Raw genomic sequence first — 17157 nt, 5'->3', positions numbered from 1 at the left:
GCCCCATGCGCCTCGCCTTCATGGGTACCCCCGAATTCGCCGTGCCGTCGCTCGCGGAGTTAATCGCTTCCGGCCACGAGATCGTCGCCGTCTATTCCCAGCCGCCGCGGCCCAGGGGACGCGGCCACAAGCTGACGCCTTCGCCCGTTCACGCCTTCGCCGAGGCCATGGGCCTGCCGGTCTTCACGCCCGAGAGCATGAAGGCCCAGGACGCCATCGACACCTTCGTCAGCCTCGATCTCGATGCCGCCTGCGTGGTCGCCTACGGCCAGATCCTTAAGCCCGCCGTGCTGGAGGCGCCGCGTCTCGGCTGTTTCAACCTGCACGGCTCCCTGCTGCCCCGCTGGCGCGGCGCGGCGCCGATCCAGCGCGCCATCATGGCCGGCGACCGCGAGACGGGCGTCCAGATCATGCGGATGTCGGAAGGTCTGGACGAGGGCGCGATCCTGCTCAGCGAAATTCTGCCGATCCAGCGCGACGACACGGCCGCCAGCCTGTCGGAACGGATGTCGACGGTCGGCGCGACCCTGTGGACCCGGGCGCTGGCCGCCATCGAACGCGGCGGCGTCACGGAGACCCCCCAGGCGGGCGAGCCCACCTATGCAAAAAAGATCACGCCGGCCGAAGCGCGCATAGACTGGACCCGTCCGGCCGCCGAACTCGACGCCCACATTCGCGGCCTGTCGCCCTTCCCCGGCGCCTGGTTCGAGGCCCTCGGCCCCGATGGTCCGATCCGGGTGAAAGCCCTGCTGTCCTGCCTGTCCAGCGACGGCGCCGGCACGCCCGGAGAATTGCTGGAAGGCGGCTTGCTCGTCGCCTGCGGGCCAGACTCTGAAGGCAGGAGGGGCGCCGTCCGCCTGCTGCGCGTCCAACGCGAGGGCAAGGCGCAACAATCGCCCGCCGATTTCCTCAACGGCTTCGCCCTGCCCGTCGGGACGATCCTGGGCTGATGCCCCGCTACCGGCTAGACATCGAATACGACGGCGGCCCCTACAACGGCTTTCAGGCCCAGGAGGGTCAGCCGACGGTCCAGGGCGCGCTAGAGACGGCGATCCACGGCTTCTGCGGCCAGACCGTCCGCATCGCCGCCGCCGGCCGCACCGACAGCGGTGTTCACGCCACCGGCCAGGTCGCTCACGCCGACCTCGACAAGGACTGGCCCGCCGCCACGGTCATGAATGCCCTCAACGCCCACCTGATCAGGGAGGGCGTCGCCATCCTCGACTGCGTGGTTGTTGCCGACGACTGGCACGCCCGCTTCTCGGCCAAGGGCCGCAAATACCTGTACCGCATCCTCAACCGCCCCGGTCGCCCGGCGCTGGAGCGCGGCAAGGTCTGGCACGTCCGTAAACCCCTCGACGCCGAGACCATGCAGGCCGGCGCGAACCACCTGATCGGCCACCACGACTTCACCACCTTCCGCGACCTCGCCTGCCAGTCGAAGTCGCCGGAGAAGACCCTCGATGTCGCCCGCGTGACCCGCGTCGGCGAGGAGGTGCACCTCGTCTTCGAGGCCCGCTCCTTCCTGCACCGCCAGGTCCGCTCCATGGCCGGCACCCTGGTCGAGGCCGGCCTCGGCCGCTGGACGCCGGACGACGTGAAGGCGGCGCTGGAAGCCCGCGACCGCACGGCCTGCGGACCGGTGGCGCCGTCGGACGGTCTCTACCTGACCGGCGTCGACTACGGTTCTTGACAAGGTTTGCCATCAGGCAGACGCTGGCGTCATGGCCACGATGAACATCTCCCTCCCCGATCCGATGAAGGCCTGGGTCGAAAACCAGGCCAAGGATGGCCGCTATTCGAACTCCAGCGACTACGTCCGTGACCTGATCCGACGTGACCAGATCAAGGCCGAGAAGATCGCCAACATGCAGCGGCTGGTCGACGAAGGGCGCGCGAGCGGCGTTTCGGATCGCACGCCTCGCCAGATTTTTGAGGCGGCCAAGGCCGAGTTTGAGCGGCGCAAGGGCGCGGCCGCGTGAGCGGAGATCGGCTGTCTGCAATGGCGGACGCTGATCTCGATGCGATCTTCTGGCAGGGTCTGGAACGGTTCGGTGTCGCTCGCACCGAACGATATCTGGAGGAGTTCGAACACGCTTTCGCGCATCTGGCCCGATTTCCGGAGGCCGCCCGGCTGAGGACCGAACTGACGCCGCCCGTCCGCGCCTATCCGCTTGAGGCGCATGTCATCATCTATGAAGTCGAAGACGATGGCGTCTTCGTCATCCGAATCCGATCCGGCCGCGAGAACTGGATGGCTTCTCCTGTGGAGGACGACCAATGACCCACCCCATCCATATCGGCATCGGCGGCTGGACCTTCGAACCTTGGCGCGGCGTCTTCTATCCGTCCGACCTGATCCAGAGGCGCGAGTTGGAGTTCGCGTCGCGCGCCGTCACCTCGATCGAGATCAACGGCACCTACTACGGCTCGTTCAAGCCGGACAGCTGGCGCAAATGGCGGGACGAGACGCCGGACGGCTTTGTCTTCTCGGTCAAGGCCAACCGCTTCTGCACAAACCGGAAAATCCTGTCGGAAGGCGGCGAGACCTTCGCCAAATTCCTCGATCAGGGCCTGACCGAACTCGGCGACAAGCTGGGCCCGATCAACTGGCAGTTCATGGGCACGAAGAAGTTCGATCCCGAGGACTTCGAGGGCTTCCTGAAGCTCTTGCCCAAGGAGAAGGACGGCGTCCGCCTGCGGCACGCGCTGGAGGTCCGCAACCCCACCTTCGCCACCCGGCAGTTCTATGATCTCGCGGCCAGATACGGCGCCGCCATCGTCTACGCCGTCGACGACGAGGAGCCGACCTGGCCGCAGATCGACGAGCCGACGGCCGACTTCACCTATGCCCGGTTGATGTCGAGCCGCGCCGACGAACCGACCGGCATGACCTCGACCGAACTGGATGCGGTGGCCGCACAGACGCGGACCTGGGCCGGACGCGGCGACGTCTTCGCCTACTTCATCTCGGGCGCGAAGGTGCGGAATCCGGCGGCGGCACAGGCGCTGATCGCCAAATTGAAATAGTCGGGGACAATTGTAACCGCAATTGATGCGAAACCCCTTGAACTGACGTCAGCCCAAACCCTTATATGCAACCGCTGCTGATGCAGTTGTAGATTTAGGGGTTTCCCAATGGCTTTCGATTCGCTCCCCGCCCGCGACGTTCCGCTCACTGACGCCGCACTGGCCCAGGTCTTCACCGAAGCCCGCACGCGCAACGGCTGGACCGACCGCCCGGTGCCGACCGAGCTGCTGCACAGGCTCTACGACCTGACCAGGTTCGGCCCGACGGCGGTGAACAACACCCCGAGCCGCTTCGTCTTCGTAACCTCGCCGGAAGCGAAGGCGCGTCTGGTCCCGCTGATGAGCGAGGGCAACCAGGCCAAGACGGCCCAGGCGCCGGTCACGGCAGTCATCGGCTACGACATGAATTTCCACGACCGGCTGCCGCATCTGTTCCCGCACGCCCCGGGCGCCCGCGACTGGTTCGGCGAAGAGAGCGGCCGTCGCGAGAGCGCTTTCCGCAACTCGTCCCTGCAAGGCGGCTACTTCCTGCTGGCCGCCCGCGCCCTGGGCCTCGACGTCGGTCCGATGTCGGGCTTCGATCCGGCCGGCGTGAAGGCGGAGTTCTTCCCCGAAGGCGACATCGAGCCGAACTTCATCGTCAACCTGGGCTACGGCAACGACGACAACCTGTTCCCGCGCAGCCCCCGGCTGACCTTCGACGAGGCGGCGAAGATCGTCTGACGGATCAAGCCGCGTAACATCGGCTTTCCGAGCAACCCGCCGCAGTCTAATGATTTCCCTGACGAAGGCCGTGCACCAGACGCGGCCGTCAGGGAAACAGGAACGTACATGGCTCGAGTGGCTCTCGTCACGGGTGGAACCCGCGGTATCGGCAAGTCGATCGTCCAGCGGCTGAAGGAGGACGGCATGTCCGTCGCCGCCGGCTATTCGGGCAATATGGAAGCGGCCGAGGCCACCGCCCGCGAGCTCGGCGTCATGGTCGTGAAGGGCAATGTCGGCTCCTACGAGGACTGCGCCCGGGCCGTCGCCGACGTGGAGGCCGAACTGGGTCCCATCGACGTCCTGATCAACAACGCCGGCATCACCCGCGACGGCTTCTTCCACAAGATGTCCTCGGACCAGTGGTCGGACGTGATCCGGGTCAACATGGACAGCGTCTTCAACATGACGCGCCAGGTGATCAACGGCATGCGGGACCGGGGCTTCGGCCGGATCGTCAACATCTCCTCGATCAACGGCCAGAAGGGCCAGATCGGCCAGACCAACTATTCGGCGGCCAAGGCCGGCATGATCGGCTTCACCAAGGCCCTCGCGCTTGAGAACGCCCGCAAGGGGGTGACCGTCAACTGTATCGCTCCCGGCTATATCGACACGGAAATGGTCGGCGCCATGGACGAAAAGGTTCTCGCCGGCATCATCGCCCAGATCCCCGTGGGCCGTCTGGGCAAAGGCGAGGAGATTGCCGACATGGTGTCCTGGCTGTCGGGCGAGCGTGCCGGATATGTCACAGGCTGCACACTGTCGCTGAACGGTGGTCAATACTTGGTCGGCTGACCTTTTCGTCGCCCAAAATCCGCCGCGGCTCCCGCGCAACGCTTTTCGTCATGAGTTCAAGGGTCAGGCACGAGACGGCGCGATCGCCGATCCCGGCGACGATGGCGTTCGCCGTCGTCGTTCTGGCGATGACGCTCGCCTCGGCCGCCCAGGCCCAGGTGCGCGGCAACGCCCAGGCCGAGCAGAACCGGGGCTTCCAGAACGACAGCGCGCCCGGCCTGCCGGCCAACGGCCTTTATGCCTCCGACGTCGGCGAGCGGTTCATTTTCGACGGCCGGGGCACGCGCCCCCTGTTCCGGTTCGAGCGTCGGGAAGAGACCTGGGTGCTGCGTTCGACGCCCGCTCCGCGCGGCGACGTCATCTATCGCAACGATGCGGGCGCCCAGATCCTGCGCGTCACGCCCGACGGCGGACTGACCCTCTACACCAGCCGGACGCCGAACGGCTCTCCGGCCTCGCGCGTCGGCCCCGCCCCGGCGCTGGAACTTCCGACGCTGGGCCCGATCCGCCTGTTCACCCTGATGAATCAGCGCGGCAGTCTCGTCAGCCAGGCCCTGGGCCGGCTGATCGTCATCAATCTGACCGGCGAACAGTCCGAGGCCCTGATGGTCGACGCCCTGATCGTGACGACCGAGGCCGTCATCCGCATGGCCCGCACCCCGACCGTCCGCGACCGGGTCAACGGGCTTCGCAGCATCACCCTGGTCGAGGGCCCTCGCAGTTCGGTGACCTTCGCGCGCGGCGACCTGCGTGTCGTCGTAGATCCGCGCCAGGGGCAGGCCGGACGCCCCTCGTCCTCCAGCATCATCCGGGCCGTCGCCCCGCGCGAATAGCGGTCACCTAGCCCGCGAACGAATCCTTCGCCGTCCGACGCCGCGCGAACTCTTCCGCGCTTCCGGCGGTCAGGAAGGGGTTGAAGGCCCGCTCGATCTTCATCGTCGTCGGCACCGTTGGCTCGCCCCGCTCGCGCGCCGCGAAGATAGCCTCGGCATGGGCCTGAATCTCGGCCCGGTCGTCGATGCTCAGGGTGAAGCGGGCGTTGGCCGCCGTGTATTCGTGCGCGCCATAGAGGACCGTCTCGTCGGGCCAGGCCAGCAGGCGGCTCAGGCTGTCCCACATCTGCCCCGGCGTGCCTTCGAACAGCCGCCCGCAGCCCAGCGGAAACAGGGTGTCGCCGGTGAAGGCGATGGCGTCGGCCGCCGAGCGGAACACGACATGGCCCAGCGTATGCCCCGGCGTCGCCGTCACATGCAGGGGCGTCTTGCCGATCATGACGAGGTCGCCCTCCTCGACGACCCGGTCCAGCGGCGCGACCTTGCGCACCTCCTCCGGGCCCCAGATGTCGCATCCGGTCTCGGCCTGAAGCCGGGCGTTCCCCTCGGTGTGATCGGGGTGCCAGTGAGTGTTGATGATCCGGTCCAGCTTCCCCCAGCCGAGGGCCGCGATTCCGTCGAGGATCACCTGGGCGTCCGGCGTGTCGATGGCCGCGACCGTCCCCGTCGCCTCGTCCCGCGCCAGGAAGGCGTAGTTGTCGGTTCGCGCCGGGAACAGATGAACGGTCAGGGGCATGGGACGTCCTTGGTTCGGTAAGCCTCCTCGCCATATAAGTCTCATCATGCGTCGCGCCATCGAAGACCTGCGATCCTTCTACGGCGAGCCGACCGGCGCGCTCGTGCGCCGCCTGCTGGCCCGCCGTCTGGAAGACGCCTGGGGCGAGGCCCCGGGTTGCGACGTGCTCGGCATCGGCTATGCGACGCCCTGGCTCGACGCCTTCGTCGGCGCCCGTCGCGTCATCGCCGCCATGCCCTCCGGACAGGGGGTCGAGATCTGGCCCGCCGTCGGCCGCAACCGCACCCTTCTGGTCGACGACAAACGCCTGCCCTTCCCGGCCGGATCGTTCGATCGCGTGCTTCTGGTCCATGCGCTCGAGGAGGCCGACGACCCGACCCAGCTGTTGACCGAAGCGGTCCGCGCCCTCGCCCCGGCCGGTCGCATCATCCTCGCCGCCGCCGCGCGGGGCGGCATGTGGGCCCGCGCGGAGAGCACCCCCTTCGGCCACGGCCGCCCCTTTACCCGGGGCCAGCTGGAGCGGCTGGTCCGCGCCGCCGGGCTGGAGCCCACGGCCTGGTCCCAGACCCTCTATGTGCCGCCCTGGACGCCGTTGCTGGGCCTCGCCGACGGCTTCGAACAGGTCGGTCGCCGCATCGCGCCGGGGGCCGCCGGGGTCATCCTGCTGGAGGCCACCCGTCAGGCCTACGCCCGGATTCGGCCGAGCGGTTCGGCCCAGCGCGTTCGCGCCGAGGCGCCCGGATTGCAGCCTCAACCGGTTACACGTGGACTGGATAGAGACGCCGAACCCGGCTAAGCGCGGGCCATGCACCGTCTGATCCTGATGCGTCACGCCAAGACCGAACGTCTGGCCGCCACCGGTCTCGACCGCGACCGCGCCCTGACGCCGCGCGGGCTGGACGACGCCGCCCTGATGGGGCGTATCCTGGCCGACAAGGGCCTGCGTCCCGACCTCGCCCTGGTGTCTTCGGCGACCCGCACACGCCAGACCTGGGAGGCGATGCACGACGCCCTCGGCGACGTCGAGGTCCGCATCGAACCGCGCCTCTACGATGCCTCGACCGACACCATTCGCCGTCTGGTCGAGGGCCTTGAGGACTCGACGGGCTGCCTCCTGATCATGGCCCACAATCCGGGCGTCCAGCTTCTGGCCATGGAATATCTGACCGAGAGCGCCGCCTCCCCGTCGGTGCTCGACCGGATGGCGGGCGGTTTCCCGACGGGCGCCGCGGCCATCTTCGAGGTCGATGTCGCCGGCCGCTGCGCCTACGACGGCTTCCTGACACCCAAGGCCTTCGGCGGCGGGGCCGAGGACTGATGCCAGACACCGTAGCGTACAAGATCATCGACGCCGCCGAATGGCGCGAGGCGGTGGCGGAATGCGCCTACGCCGGGTCCGCCGTCGATCTGGCCGACGGCTACATCCACCTGTCGACCGCCGCCCAGCTGGATGAGACCGCGCGCAAACACTATGCCGGGCGCGAGAACCTCATGCTGCTCACCGTCGATCTGACGGCGCTGGACGACACGATCGTCTGGGAGCCTTCGCGCGGCGGCGCCCTGTTCCCGCACATCTACGGCCCTCTGCCGGTGAAGGCGGTGACTGGGGCCAGGCCTTTCACGGTCCCCGCCTGATGCCCGTCCCCGACCTCGGCGCCGCGGTCCTGCGTCGGCTCGATCCGGAGACCGCGCATGGCCTCGCCATCACGGCCCTGAAGTCCGTCCCCCTGCCCGCGCCGCGCGCCGACGATCCGATCCTGGCGACGCAAATCGCGGGGCTGAGCCTGTCCAACCCGGTCGGCCTCGCCGCCGGTCTCGACAAGAACGGGGAGGCCCTGCACGGCCTCGCTCGTCTCGGTTTCGGCTTCGTCGAATGCGGCTCGGTCACCCCCCTGCCCCAGGCGGGGAATCCGAAACCCCGCCTGTTCCGCCTGTCCCGGGACCAAGCGATCATCAACCGGATGGGCTTCAACAACGCGGGCCTCGAGGCCTTCGCTGATAACCTGTCGCGCCGCCCCGACGCCGTCGTCGGCGCCAATCTGGGGGCCAACAAGGACACCGAGGATCGCGCGGCCGACTATGTCATCGGCCTGAAACGTCTCGCCGGGCTCAGCGACTATTTCACGATCAACATCTCTTCGCCCAACACGCCGGGCCTGCGCGCCCTTCAGGGCCGCGAGGCGCTCGACGACCTGCTCGGCCGCATCGCCGAGGCCCGGACCACGCCTGCTCCGGTCTTTCTGAAGATCGCCCCGGACCTGACCTCGGCCGAGATCGCCATGATCGTCGAGGCGGCCATCGCCCACCGGATCGACGCCCTGATCGTCTCCAACACCACCCTCGACCGTCCCGACAGCCTGACCTCGTCCGACCGGGACGAAGCCGGCGGCCTCAGCGGCACGCCCCTGCGCGGCAAGGCTCTGGCCGCCCTGCGCGACGCGGCGGAAGCGGCGGAGGGTCGCATCCCCCTGATCGGAGTCGGCGGCATCGCCTCGGGTCAGGACGCCTGGGAACGGCTCCGCGCCGGGGCGAGCGCCATCCAGATCTACTCCGCCTTGATCTACGACGGCCCCGGCCTGGTCGGCCGGATCAAGCGCGATCTCGCCGCCCGACTGCGCGCCGAGGGCTTTGCCAGCGTCGCCGAGGCGGTTTCTGGCGGCCCGTTGACGGAGCGTTAGGGGCGACGCGCCATAGTTCCCCGATGCGTGGCGGAGACCGCGCGTTTTGTGGGGGCGTAATGTCGGAGGCTGAGAAGAACGCGGCGCCGACATGGACGACAGCCGTGCGCCGCCGCCGCAAGGCCCTGCTGCAACGGCTCGCCATGGGCGCGGCCACCGCCATGGTCTTCAGCCCCCTGTTCGGCTGGACCTTCTCGAGCCTCTGGGTCGGCGTCTATTTCGCGGTCCAGCTGGTGGACCTGCTGATCTTCGGCCCCATCAACAGCGGCAAGGTCGAGCGGATGGGACCCGTGCGGTCAGCCGCCGGCGTGGTCATGCTGTTCCTCAACGCCGCCGCCTTCGGCAGCCTGTCGATTCCATTGTGGTTGACCGGTGGTCCGATGGGGGGGGTCTGCGCCGCCGTCCTGGCCGCTTCGGGCGCCATCTACGGCGTGATCAACTCGCCGCGCTCGAAGCAGGTGCTGGCGGTGACCATCACGCCGCACTTCCTCTATATGCTGGCTACGCCGTTCTGGATGGCCTGGTACGGTGCCCCGACCCATTTCGTGACCGCCGCCACCGTCGCCTTCGTCGTGTTCGGCGTATACTGCATCTCGACCTGGGAGCGGATGAACAAGGCCGCCGACGCCGAGATCGCCGCCCGCCTGGACGCCGATCACCGCCGGGTCGAAGCCGAGCGGATCATGGCCAGCCGGTCCGTCTTCCTGGCCACCGTGGGCCACGACCTGCGCACCCCCATCAGCGCCATCCTGACCGGCGCCGCCGAGCTGGAACGCGGCGCGACCGACGGCGCGGCCCGTGCCCAGGCCGCCCTGATCACCGACGCCGGGATCATGATGAAGGCCCTGCTCGACGATCTGCTGGACCACGCCAAGCTCGACGCAGGCCGGATGACCGTCGACAACGTCGACTTCAACCTGCGCGGCCTCCTCGCCCAGACCCTGATGTTCTGGCAGGGCGAGGCCCGCGCCAAGGGCCTGACCCTCCGTGTCGAAGGCGCCGCCAGCATTCCGCACGCGGTCAGGGGCGACCCGATGCGCCTGCGTCAGGTGCTCAACAACCTCGTCTCCAACGCCATGAAATTCACGACCGAGGGCTCGGTCACCCTGCGTCTCTCGGCCTGGTTCGAGGAGCCGTCGCACTACGCCATTCTGATCGAGGTGGCCGACACCGGCCCCGGCATGACGAACCAGCAGCTGACCCGTCTGTTCACCCCGTTCGACCAGACCGCCGAGGGCGTCAGCGCCCGCCACGGCGGCACGGGCCTGGGTCTCAGCATCAGCCGCGACCTGGCCGAACTGATGGGGGGCCGCCTGACCGCCCGCAGCCGTCCCGGCGAAGGCGCCGCCTTCACCCTGTCCCTGCTGATGCCGCGGGCCGACGCCGTCGTCCTCGCGCCCAAGGGTTTCAGCGAGGAGAGCCGGGGCGACATCGTCCGTAGCCTGGCCCCCCGCGCGCTGCGTCCGGCCGTCGTCGCGCCCGTCGTTCCCGCCCCCTCAGCGCCGGTCGTCGAGGCGCCTGTCATCGAACCCCGGATCGAGGCGGCCGCCATCGAGGGCAGCAACGATGTCGAGGGGGACGCCGACCGTCCCCTGCGCGTCCTCGTCGTCGACGACCACGACATCAACCGTCGCGCGGTGGAGCTGATCCTGGCGCCGCTGGGCTGCGACATCTCGACCGCCGCCGACGGCCTTCTGGCCCTGACCCAGTGCGAGACCTCGGCCTTCGACGTCATCTTCATGGACGTGCGGATGCCCGAGCTGGACGGCCGCGAGACCACGCGTCGCCTGCGCGCCGGCGGCGGACCGAACGCCTCGGTCCCCGTCATCGCCGTGACCGCCGACACCGCGCCCGACGACATCGCCGCCTGCATGGCCGCCGGCATGACCTATTTCGTGTCGAAGCCGCTGACCCCCGCCGCCCTGCTCGGCGCCCTCAATCACGTCCTGGCGGGCGAAGTCTCCGACGGCGAAGAGACCGAGACCGTCGCCGCCTGACGGACTTCGGCGATCAATCGATCGGCGGCGTCCGCCGCCTTCAGATCGCACTCCCAGACGGTGACCACGCGCCAGTTGTCGCTGGTCAATCTGACGACGACCTGACGATCCCTGGCGACATTTCGCGCCAGTTTGGCGGTCCAGTAGTCGGCATTGGCCTTGGGCTTTCGCGAGCCCCGCGCGCAGTCGTGCCCGTGCCAGAAACAGCCGTGCACGAAGACGACCGTCCGCCTGCCCTGCATCACGATATCCGGCTTGCCGGGCAGGCCCAGCCCACCCAGCCGGTAGCCGATCCCGGCGGCCCGCAGCATCCTGCGCACCGCGATCTCGGGCGAGGTGTCGCGCCCCTTCACCCGACGCATGACGGCGCTGCGCTTCTCGGGTGAATAGACGTCGGTGGTCATCGACACCTCGCGCTCAGCCGGCCCGCGAACGCGCGCTCAAGCCGCGAGGCTCCGCGAGCCGAACAGTAGCGCCTAGAGCTGCGCGAGCAGGTGCTCGGCCGAGGACACCTTGAACTCGCCGCCCTGTTCGATGTTCAGCTGGGTGACGACGCCGTCCTTGACCAGCATCGAATAACGCTGCGACCGGTCGCCCAGGCCGAAGCCCTTGCCGTCCAGCACCAGTCCGACCGTGCGGGTGAAGTCGCCGTTGCCGTCGGCCAGCATGACGACGTCGTCCGGCGTCAGGCTCTGGCTCTCGGCCCAGGCATTCATGACGAAGGCGTCGTTGACGGACAGACAGGCGATCACGTCCACGCCCTTCGCGGCCAGTTCGGCCTTGTTGTCGACGTAGCCCGGCAGATGGCGCGCCGAGCAGGTCGGGGTGAAGGCGCCGGGCACGGCGAACAGGGCGACCGTCTTGCCGGCGAAGAACTCATCGGTGTTGACGGGCTTGGGGCCTTCCGGCGTGCCCTGCGACAGGGTGGCCGAGGGAATGCGGTCGCCGATCTGGATCGTCATGGAAGGCTCCGGGAGGGGTTTGAACGAGGCGCGTGCGCCGACCGTCGTCAGATAGGCGGCCCCGTCGTCCGCGCCAAGCGCGAACGTGATCCGACGCCGCCTTGCGAAATGGACCGGTCGCACCGATCATTCAGTCATGGACGAATTTCAATCCCTCGCGGGCCGGCTGCTGGTGGCCATGCCCGGCATCGGCGATCCGCGCTTCGAACATGCCGTGATCCTGGTCTGCGCCCACGGGCCCGACCATGCGATGGGCGTGCGCGTCGATCGCCCGGCGCCCGGGGTCGATCTCAAGGCCGTCCTGACCAAACTGTCCGTCAACGCCCCCGACGCCTCGAAGGGCCGCCCGGTCATGGTCGGCGGTCCGGTGGAGAAGGAACGCGGCTTCGTGCTGCACACCGACGACTGGATGGTCGATGACACCTCCACGCCCTTCGGCGACGGTCTGGCCCTGACCGGGACGCGCGAGGCCCTCGCCGCCATGACCGACCCCCTGTCGGGCCCGCGCCGCTCGACCCTGATGCTCGGCTACGCCGGCTGGGGCGACGGCCAGCTGGAGGAGGAACTCGGCGAGAACGTCTGGCTGACCGCCGACGCCGATCTGGACCTGCTGTTCGACACGAACTTCGGCACCAAATGGGCCCGCGCTCTCGCCGGCCTCGGCGTCGATGCGGCCATGCTGTCGGGACAGTCGGGCCGGGCCTAGCGCCGCACCCCGACACAGGCATCCAGCATCGCCGACTGGTCCTCGGTCTGCGAACCTGCGGATGGGCTGATCGCCATGCCCAGCACATTGGGCTGCCCGTAACGACGTCCGCCCGGCTGCCGCACCAGCACCGCGAACCGATGCGACGGCCCCGAGGTGAAGGTCCCGCACCATAGATTATTATACTTGAGACCCAGGCCCGGCCTGAGGAAGTCGCGCCTGCCGTCGAGGACGAACGCCGGCGCATCGGGGCCCAAAGCCTCGCGCACCGCCTCGACCGCGTAACGCCTTGACGTCTGGATGTTGAACCAGATCAGCGACGCAATCATCGCCAGCACCAGAACCGCCGCCAGGCAGAACCGGCGGCCGTCGAACTTCGGCGGCATCAGGCCGAGCGGGCCTTCAGCGGCGCGACGCCGTCGGACAGGCTTTCGTTGAGATAGACCTCGGCCTCCTGCGCGGGCAAGGCCGGCGCATAGCCGAAGCCCTGGCCGTAGTGGCAGCTGGCGTCGAGCAGCAGGGCCGCCAGTCCGGCGTTCTCCACGCCTTCGGCCACGACTTCGAGGTTCAGGTCGCGACCCAGGTTGACGACAGACTTCACGATCTTCGCCGAGCCCTCGTCCTTGTCCATGGTCAGCACGAAATAGCGGTCGATCTTCAGCGTATCGAACGGCAGGCGCGCCAGATACGACAGCGACGAGAAGCCCGTGCCGAAGTCGTCCAGCGCCAGAGACGCCCCGACGTCCTTCAGCTTCTGCAGGATGATCGCGGCCGACGCCGTGTCCCGCATGATGTCGCCCTCGGTGACCTCCAGCTTCAGCGCGCCCTTGGGCAGGCCGGTCTCCTGAATGACCCGGGCCACGTCCTCGATCAGGTTCGGCCGCTCGATTTCGCCGACCGACAGGTTGACGCTGCAGAACAGCTTGCCGGCCGAGGGGTGGCGCTGCAGCCACTCCGCCAGCTGACGCGCCGACTGGGTCATCATCATCAGGCCCAGATCATTCATCAGGCCCATCTCGTCGGTCAGGCCCAGGAACTCGTCCGGCGGCACCAGGCCGCGCTTGGGGTGACGCCAGCGGGCCAAGGCCTCGAACCCGGCCACGGCGCCGGTGTTCAGATTCACGATCGGCTGGAAGAAGGGCTCGATCTCGCCGCGCACGAAGGCGTTGCGCAGGTCCGCCTCGAGCGCCAGCCGCGACAGGCTGTCAGACTCCATGGCACGGCCATAGGCGGCGGCCCCGCCGCGCCCGGCCTTTTTGGCGGCGCCGACGGCCAGTTCGACCCGGCGCAGCAGTTCGGCCGCGTCCGGCGCGTCCGGCCCGCCCTCGAAGGTCACCGAGCCGATCGAGACGGTCGGATAGATGTCGAAGCCCGCGACCCGCAGCGGCTGTTCCAGCGCGTCCCTGAGGCGATCGGCGGCATTGCCGACGCCGCGCGGCACCAGCACCGCGAACTCGTCCTCGCCGATGCGGGCGGGGTTGGCGTCGAACGAGAAGGCGGCAGCCATGCGCGAGCCGAGCGCCGAGATCACCATGTCGGTGCGCTCGTGGCCCAGGGCCTCGTTCAGCCGACGCAGGCGGTCGATGTCGGCGACGACCATGTCGTATTCGCCGGGCGCGGTCAGGGTCTCAGCGGCGCGTCCGAGGAAGCTCTTGCGGTCCAGCAGACCGGTCAGCAGATCCTTGTCGGACCCGGCGATCCTGGTCTCCAGCGCAACCATCCCGGCGGCGCGCAGACCGTCCTCGAGCCAGACGCCGCGCCACAGGCATGTCTCGGCCCCGCGCATGCGCAGGCGAACGGCGACCTCGGTCCCCTCGGCGGCGGGTTTCAGGATGCGTTCGGCCAGCGAGCGGTCTTGCGGCAGAGCCAGGGCGATGAAGGCGGCGCCCGAACACTCCGGAGCCAGAGGACCCAGGCCCAGCGACCGGGTCGCGCCGGTGAAGCGGATCTGATCATCGCCCGGGGTCCAGATCCACAGGGCGGAATCGGCGGCGGCCAGCGCCTCGATGGCCGTGGTCGCGTCCCAGGTCATGGTGCGTGGTCGCGGGGTCACGGGTGCAGGCGTTCCTTCAGGACACGGCGACGTCGTCCGCCACGAGGCCGAACAGAACATGATCTGCCCATGCGCCGTTAATTTTCAGATAAGCCCGCGCCTCGCCCTCTTTCACGAACCCGGCTTTTTCCAGCACCCGCCGCGATCCGAAGTTGGTCGGCAGGCACGACGCCTCCAGCCGATGCAGCCGCGCCGAGCGGAAAGCGAACCCCGTCATGGCCCGCACGGCGGCGGTCGCCACGCCCCGGCCGGCGAACGGCTGACCGACCCAGTAGCCGAGCGTTCCGGTCTCCGCGACGCCACGTCGCACGTTCGACAGGGTGATGGCGCCCATCAGGGTCCGCCCGTGCGCGTCGAACACGAAGAAGGGCCAGGCGTGGCCCAGCTCCATCTCGCGCGCATAGACCCCCAGCCTGCGCCGATAGGCCGCCCGGGTCAGGTCATCGTCGGGCCAGGACGGCTCCCAGGGCTGGAGATAGTCCCGCGAATGTTCCCGGAGATCGGCCCATGCCGAATAGTCGCCGGTCCGCGGCGGCCGCAGCAGCACGCCGGCCCCCTCGACCACGGGACCGGTCGCATCCGTCATCCAGTCCAGCAGGGCCATAAGGAAGAATAGCGCATCATTCCTCCCTCTCCCAGAGGGAGAGGGTCAGGTGGCCACCCGCTCCACGAACGCTCGTCCCGCCGGCGCCGCCGCCTTCGGCCCCAGCACCGCCGTCGCGGCCTTGCCGGACGACAGGATCCGCTCGCCGACCGCCTTCAGGTCCCCCGCCGTCGCCGCCTCCATCCGCGCCGCCGTGTCGTCCGACGGCACCGGCGCGCCGAACATCAGGGTCTGGGCCGCGTTGCGGCCCGCGCGGCTGGCCGGGCTCTCGTCCGACATCCACAGACCGCCCTTGAGCACGGCCTTGGCGCGCGACAGTTCGGCGTCGGTCGGCCCCTTGAGCGTCAGGTCGCGGATCTCGTCGGCGCAAACCTGAGCCAGTTCGACCGCCCGGTCCGCCGCGGCGCCCGCATAGATTCCCAGCACCCCGCCGTCCTCATAGGGTTCCTGATAGGCGTCGATGGCATAGGCCAGCCCCCTCTCCTCGCGCGCGCTCTGGAACAGCCGCGACGCCATCCCTCCGCCGAGAATCTCGGTGAATAGCCGCAGCGCCGGAATGCCCGTATCCCCGGCCGCCAGCGACGGCAGCTGGAACACCAGATTGGCCTGTTCGATCTTGCGCGTCAGGGCCGCCGAGCCGCCGACGAACGACGCCGGCTCCGGCGCATCGGCGGGCCTGGCCACGGCGTCGCCGAACCAGCGCTCGGCCAGGGCCAGCAGTTCGGCCTCGTCCACCGCGCCCGACACCGCCACCACCATCCGGTCGGGCGAATACAACCGCGCACGCCAGTCGCCGATGGTGGTGCGATCAACCGGCTTCAGACTGGCGATCGAGCCCAGGATCGGCCGCCCCAGAGGCTGACCGGCGAAGGCCTGGGTCTGGGCCATCTCGAACACATGGTCATCGGGCGTGTCGAACGCCTCGGCGATCTCCTGCGCCACCACGTCCTTCTCCCGCTCGATCTCGGCGGCGTCGAGCGTCGGGCGGAAGACGAGATCCGAGACGATCTGCATGGCCAGCCCCAGCGATCCGTCCAGGGCCCGGATCTCATAGCTGGTCCGCTCGTAGCCGGTGGCGGCGTTGATCGACCCGCCCTCGGCCTCGATCCGCTCGACGATGTCGCGCGCGCCCATGTCGCCGGCGCCCTTGAACACCAGATGTTCGAGAAGATGGGACCAGCCGGAGCGCGCTTCGGTCTCCCATCTCGCTCCGCCCTTCACCGCGACGGTCAGGGCCAGGGTGCGCAGGCCGGGCATGGGATCGCAGACGACGCGGACGCCGTTGGACAGGGTGTGCAAGGTTGCGGTCAGGGGATGGGCTTTCTGCGTCGGAAGAGCACGGCCACATAGAAACCCACGAGGGCCAGCGCCAGTCCGTACCAGGTCAGGGCGTAGCCGAAGTGATTGTTCGAAAAGGCCGCCGGCGGGGCCGAGGCGACCAGCGCGCCCAGCTCCGGGTTGGGCGAGGTCACGGCGAACAGGGTGAACTCCGACGGGCTCCGGGCGCCCAGTTGTGCGGCGATGGCGGCATTGTCCCGCCCGTAGAAGCGGCCGTTCTCCGGCGCAGGGGTCATGCCTCCGGGAGGCGGCGACCGCCTCAGTTCGACGACCATGGCGAGGGGCAGGGTCGATGGCAGCACGCGCGGCCGCGCCAAGATGCTGTCGGCGAGGAAGCCGCGATCGACGAGGAAGGTCTCGTTCATCCCCTCGGGCACACAGGTGGAGATGAGCCGGCTGCCCGGCTGGCCGTCATGGATCGACTGCAACTCGACGTAAGGCGCCGTCGGCAGGCCGCGACACACGACCAGCGCCTTCCTGAACTCAGGATTGGCGGCGGTCAGAACGTCGGAAAGCGGCGCGGGCGGCAGTCGGGCGGCGGCCTCGGCCTGGGCGATCAGGCCTTCCTTCCAGCCCATCCGCTGCACCTGCCAGGTCCCGAGACCGCACAGGACCACCAGACAGGCCGCGACGAACAGGGTCAGCAGGAGGGGGAAACGCATC

General features: G+C 68.9%; 22 protein-coding genes. 14 read left to right on the top strand and 8 right to left on the bottom strand.

Going from position 1 to position 17157, the window contains the following annotated elements:
• Window positions 1-5: 5 nt before the first annotated feature.
• From fmt to ACQY68_RS03925, 8 genes are all read left to right on the top strand, one after another.
• A complete protein-coding gene (gene fmt / locus ACQY68_RS03960) occupies window positions 6-950 on the top strand; it encodes a methionyl-tRNA formyltransferase (protein WP_428151757.1) in 945 nt (314 codons plus the stop codon).
• Complete coding sequence (gene truA / locus ACQY68_RS03955) at window positions 950-1693, top strand: tRNA pseudouridine(38-40) synthase TruA (RefSeq protein WP_428151756.1); 744 nt, start codon at window positions 950-952, stop codon at window positions 1691-1693. The genes fmt and truA overlap by 1 nt, the downstream gene beginning before the upstream one ends.
• Window positions 1694-1724: 31 nt before the next feature.
• Window positions 1725-1982, top strand: coding sequence for a type II toxin-antitoxin system ParD family antitoxin (locus ACQY68_RS03950; protein WP_428151755.1), 258 nt, complete (start codon window positions 1725-1727; stop codon window positions 1980-1982).
• A 20-nt stretch (window positions 1983-2002) separates the two neighbouring features.
• Window positions 2003-2284: a type II toxin-antitoxin system RelE/ParE family toxin gene (locus ACQY68_RS03945; protein WP_428151754.1), complete on the top strand. Its 282-nt coding sequence runs from the start codon at window positions 2003-2005 to the stop codon at window positions 2282-2284.
• Complete coding sequence (locus ACQY68_RS03940; RefSeq protein ID WP_428151753.1) at window positions 2281-3030, top strand: DUF72 domain-containing protein; 750 nt, start codon at window positions 2281-2283, stop codon at window positions 3028-3030. The genes ACQY68_RS03945 and ACQY68_RS03940 overlap by 4 nt, the downstream gene beginning before the upstream one ends.
• 108 nt (window positions 3031-3138) lie before the next feature.
• Complete coding sequence (locus ACQY68_RS03935; RefSeq protein ID WP_428151752.1) at window positions 3139-3753, top strand: malonic semialdehyde reductase; 615 nt, start codon at window positions 3139-3141, stop codon at window positions 3751-3753.
• Window positions 3754-3861: 108 nt separating this feature from the next.
• A complete protein-coding gene (gene phbB / locus ACQY68_RS03930) occupies window positions 3862-4587 on the top strand; it encodes an acetoacetyl-CoA reductase (protein ID WP_428151750.1) in 726 nt (241 codons plus the stop codon).
• 101 nt (window positions 4588-4688) lie between these two features.
• The gene (locus tag ACQY68_RS03925) at window positions 4689-5420 is read left to right on the top strand and encodes a DUF4908 domain-containing protein (RefSeq protein WP_428151749.1); all 732 of its coding nucleotides are present in this window, start codon (window positions 4689-4691) and stop codon (window positions 5418-5420) included.
• Between the two features lie 7 nt (window positions 5421-5427).
• Here the strand turns inward: ACQY68_RS03925 and gloB are convergent, their stop codons facing one another.
• Window positions 5428-6156: a hydroxyacylglutathione hydrolase gene (gloB, locus tag ACQY68_RS03920; protein WP_428151747.1), complete on the bottom strand. Its 729-nt coding sequence runs from the start codon at window positions 6154-6156 to the stop codon at window positions 5428-5430.
• A 46-nt stretch (window positions 6157-6202) separates the two neighbouring features.
• Between gloB and ACQY68_RS03915 the strand changes: the two genes are divergently transcribed.
• From ACQY68_RS03915 to ACQY68_RS03895, 5 genes are read left to right on the top strand one after another with little or no spacing between them, the layout of a single operon-like run.
• Window positions 6203-6952: a methyltransferase domain-containing protein gene (locus ACQY68_RS03915; RefSeq protein ID WP_428151745.1), complete on the top strand. Its 750-nt coding sequence runs from the start codon at window positions 6203-6205 to the stop codon at window positions 6950-6952.
• A gap of 9 nt (window positions 6953-6961) precedes the next feature.
• Window positions 6962-7474 carry a SixA phosphatase family protein gene (locus ACQY68_RS03910; protein WP_428151743.1) on the top strand — a complete coding sequence of 171 codons (513 nt, stop codon included), beginning with the start codon at window positions 6962-6964 and terminating at the stop codon, window positions 7472-7474.
• Window positions 7474-7791, top strand: coding sequence for a DUF952 domain-containing protein (locus ACQY68_RS03905; RefSeq protein WP_428151742.1), 318 nt, complete (start codon window positions 7474-7476; stop codon window positions 7789-7791). Before ACQY68_RS03910 ends, ACQY68_RS03905 begins: the two co-directional genes overlap by 1 nt.
• Window positions 7791-8834: a quinone-dependent dihydroorotate dehydrogenase gene (locus ACQY68_RS03900; protein WP_428151740.1), complete on the top strand. Its 1044-nt coding sequence runs from the start codon at window positions 7791-7793 to the stop codon at window positions 8832-8834. The genes ACQY68_RS03905 and ACQY68_RS03900 overlap by 1 nt, the downstream gene beginning before the upstream one ends.
• A 59-nt stretch (window positions 8835-8893) precedes the next feature.
• Complete coding sequence (locus tag ACQY68_RS03895; RefSeq protein ID WP_428151739.1) at window positions 8894-10831, top strand: ATP-binding protein; 1938 nt, start codon at window positions 8894-8896, stop codon at window positions 10829-10831.
• Here the strand turns inward: ACQY68_RS03895 and ACQY68_RS03890 are convergent.
• A complete protein-coding gene (locus ACQY68_RS03890; RefSeq protein WP_428151737.1) occupies window positions 10774-11235 on the bottom strand; it encodes a very short patch repair endonuclease in 462 nt (153 codons plus the stop codon). The genes ACQY68_RS03895 and ACQY68_RS03890 overlap by 58 nt on opposite strands.
• A 72-nt stretch (window positions 11236-11307) precedes the next feature.
• Entirely contained in the window at window positions 11308-11793 is a 486-nt protein-coding gene (locus tag ACQY68_RS03885; RefSeq protein WP_428151736.1) for a peroxiredoxin, read from the bottom strand.
• A gap of 136 nt (window positions 11794-11929) precedes the next feature.
• Between ACQY68_RS03885 and ACQY68_RS03880 the strand changes: the two genes are divergently transcribed.
• On the top strand, window positions 11930-12499 hold the full coding sequence (locus ACQY68_RS03880) for a YqgE/AlgH family protein (RefSeq protein WP_428151734.1): 570 nt from the start codon (window positions 11930-11932) through the stop codon (window positions 12497-12499).
• On the opposite strand, the gene ACQY68_RS03875 is transcribed toward ACQY68_RS03880, so the two are convergent.
• From ACQY68_RS03875 to ACQY68_RS03855, 5 genes are read right to left on the bottom strand one after another with little or no spacing between them, the layout of a single operon-like run.
• A complete protein-coding gene (locus tag ACQY68_RS03875; RefSeq protein WP_428151733.1) occupies window positions 12496-12885 on the bottom strand; it encodes a hypothetical protein in 390 nt (129 codons plus the stop codon). The genes ACQY68_RS03880 and ACQY68_RS03875 overlap by 4 nt on opposite strands.
• A complete protein-coding gene (locus ACQY68_RS03870; RefSeq protein WP_428152582.1) occupies window positions 12885-14531 on the bottom strand; it encodes a putative bifunctional diguanylate cyclase/phosphodiesterase in 1647 nt (548 codons plus the stop codon). The genes ACQY68_RS03875 and ACQY68_RS03870 overlap by 1 nt, the downstream gene beginning before the upstream one ends.
• A 37-nt stretch (window positions 14532-14568) precedes the next feature.
• A complete protein-coding gene (locus ACQY68_RS03865; RefSeq protein WP_428151732.1) occupies window positions 14569-15156 on the bottom strand; it encodes a GNAT family N-acetyltransferase in 588 nt (195 codons plus the stop codon).
• 45 nt (window positions 15157-15201) lie between these two features.
• Window positions 15202-16413, bottom strand: coding sequence for a M16 family metallopeptidase (locus tag ACQY68_RS03860; protein ID WP_428152581.1), 1212 nt, complete (start codon window positions 16411-16413; stop codon window positions 15202-15204).
• A gap of 50 nt (window positions 16414-16463) precedes the next feature.
• Window positions 16464-17156 (bottom strand): SURF1 family protein, encoded by a 693-nt coding sequence (locus tag ACQY68_RS03855; RefSeq protein WP_428151730.1) that lies wholly within the window; start codon window positions 17154-17156, stop codon window positions 16464-16466.
• Window position 17157: the final 1 nt, after the last annotated feature.

It is taken from the genome of Brevundimonas sp., assembly GCF_965278935.1.
Taxonomy (GTDB): domain Bacteria; phylum Pseudomonadota; class Alphaproteobacteria; order Caulobacterales; family Caulobacteraceae; genus Brevundimonas.
The sequence above is the reverse complement of the archived record's forward strand: the minus strand, read 5'-3'. Positions and strand labels throughout refer to the sequence as shown.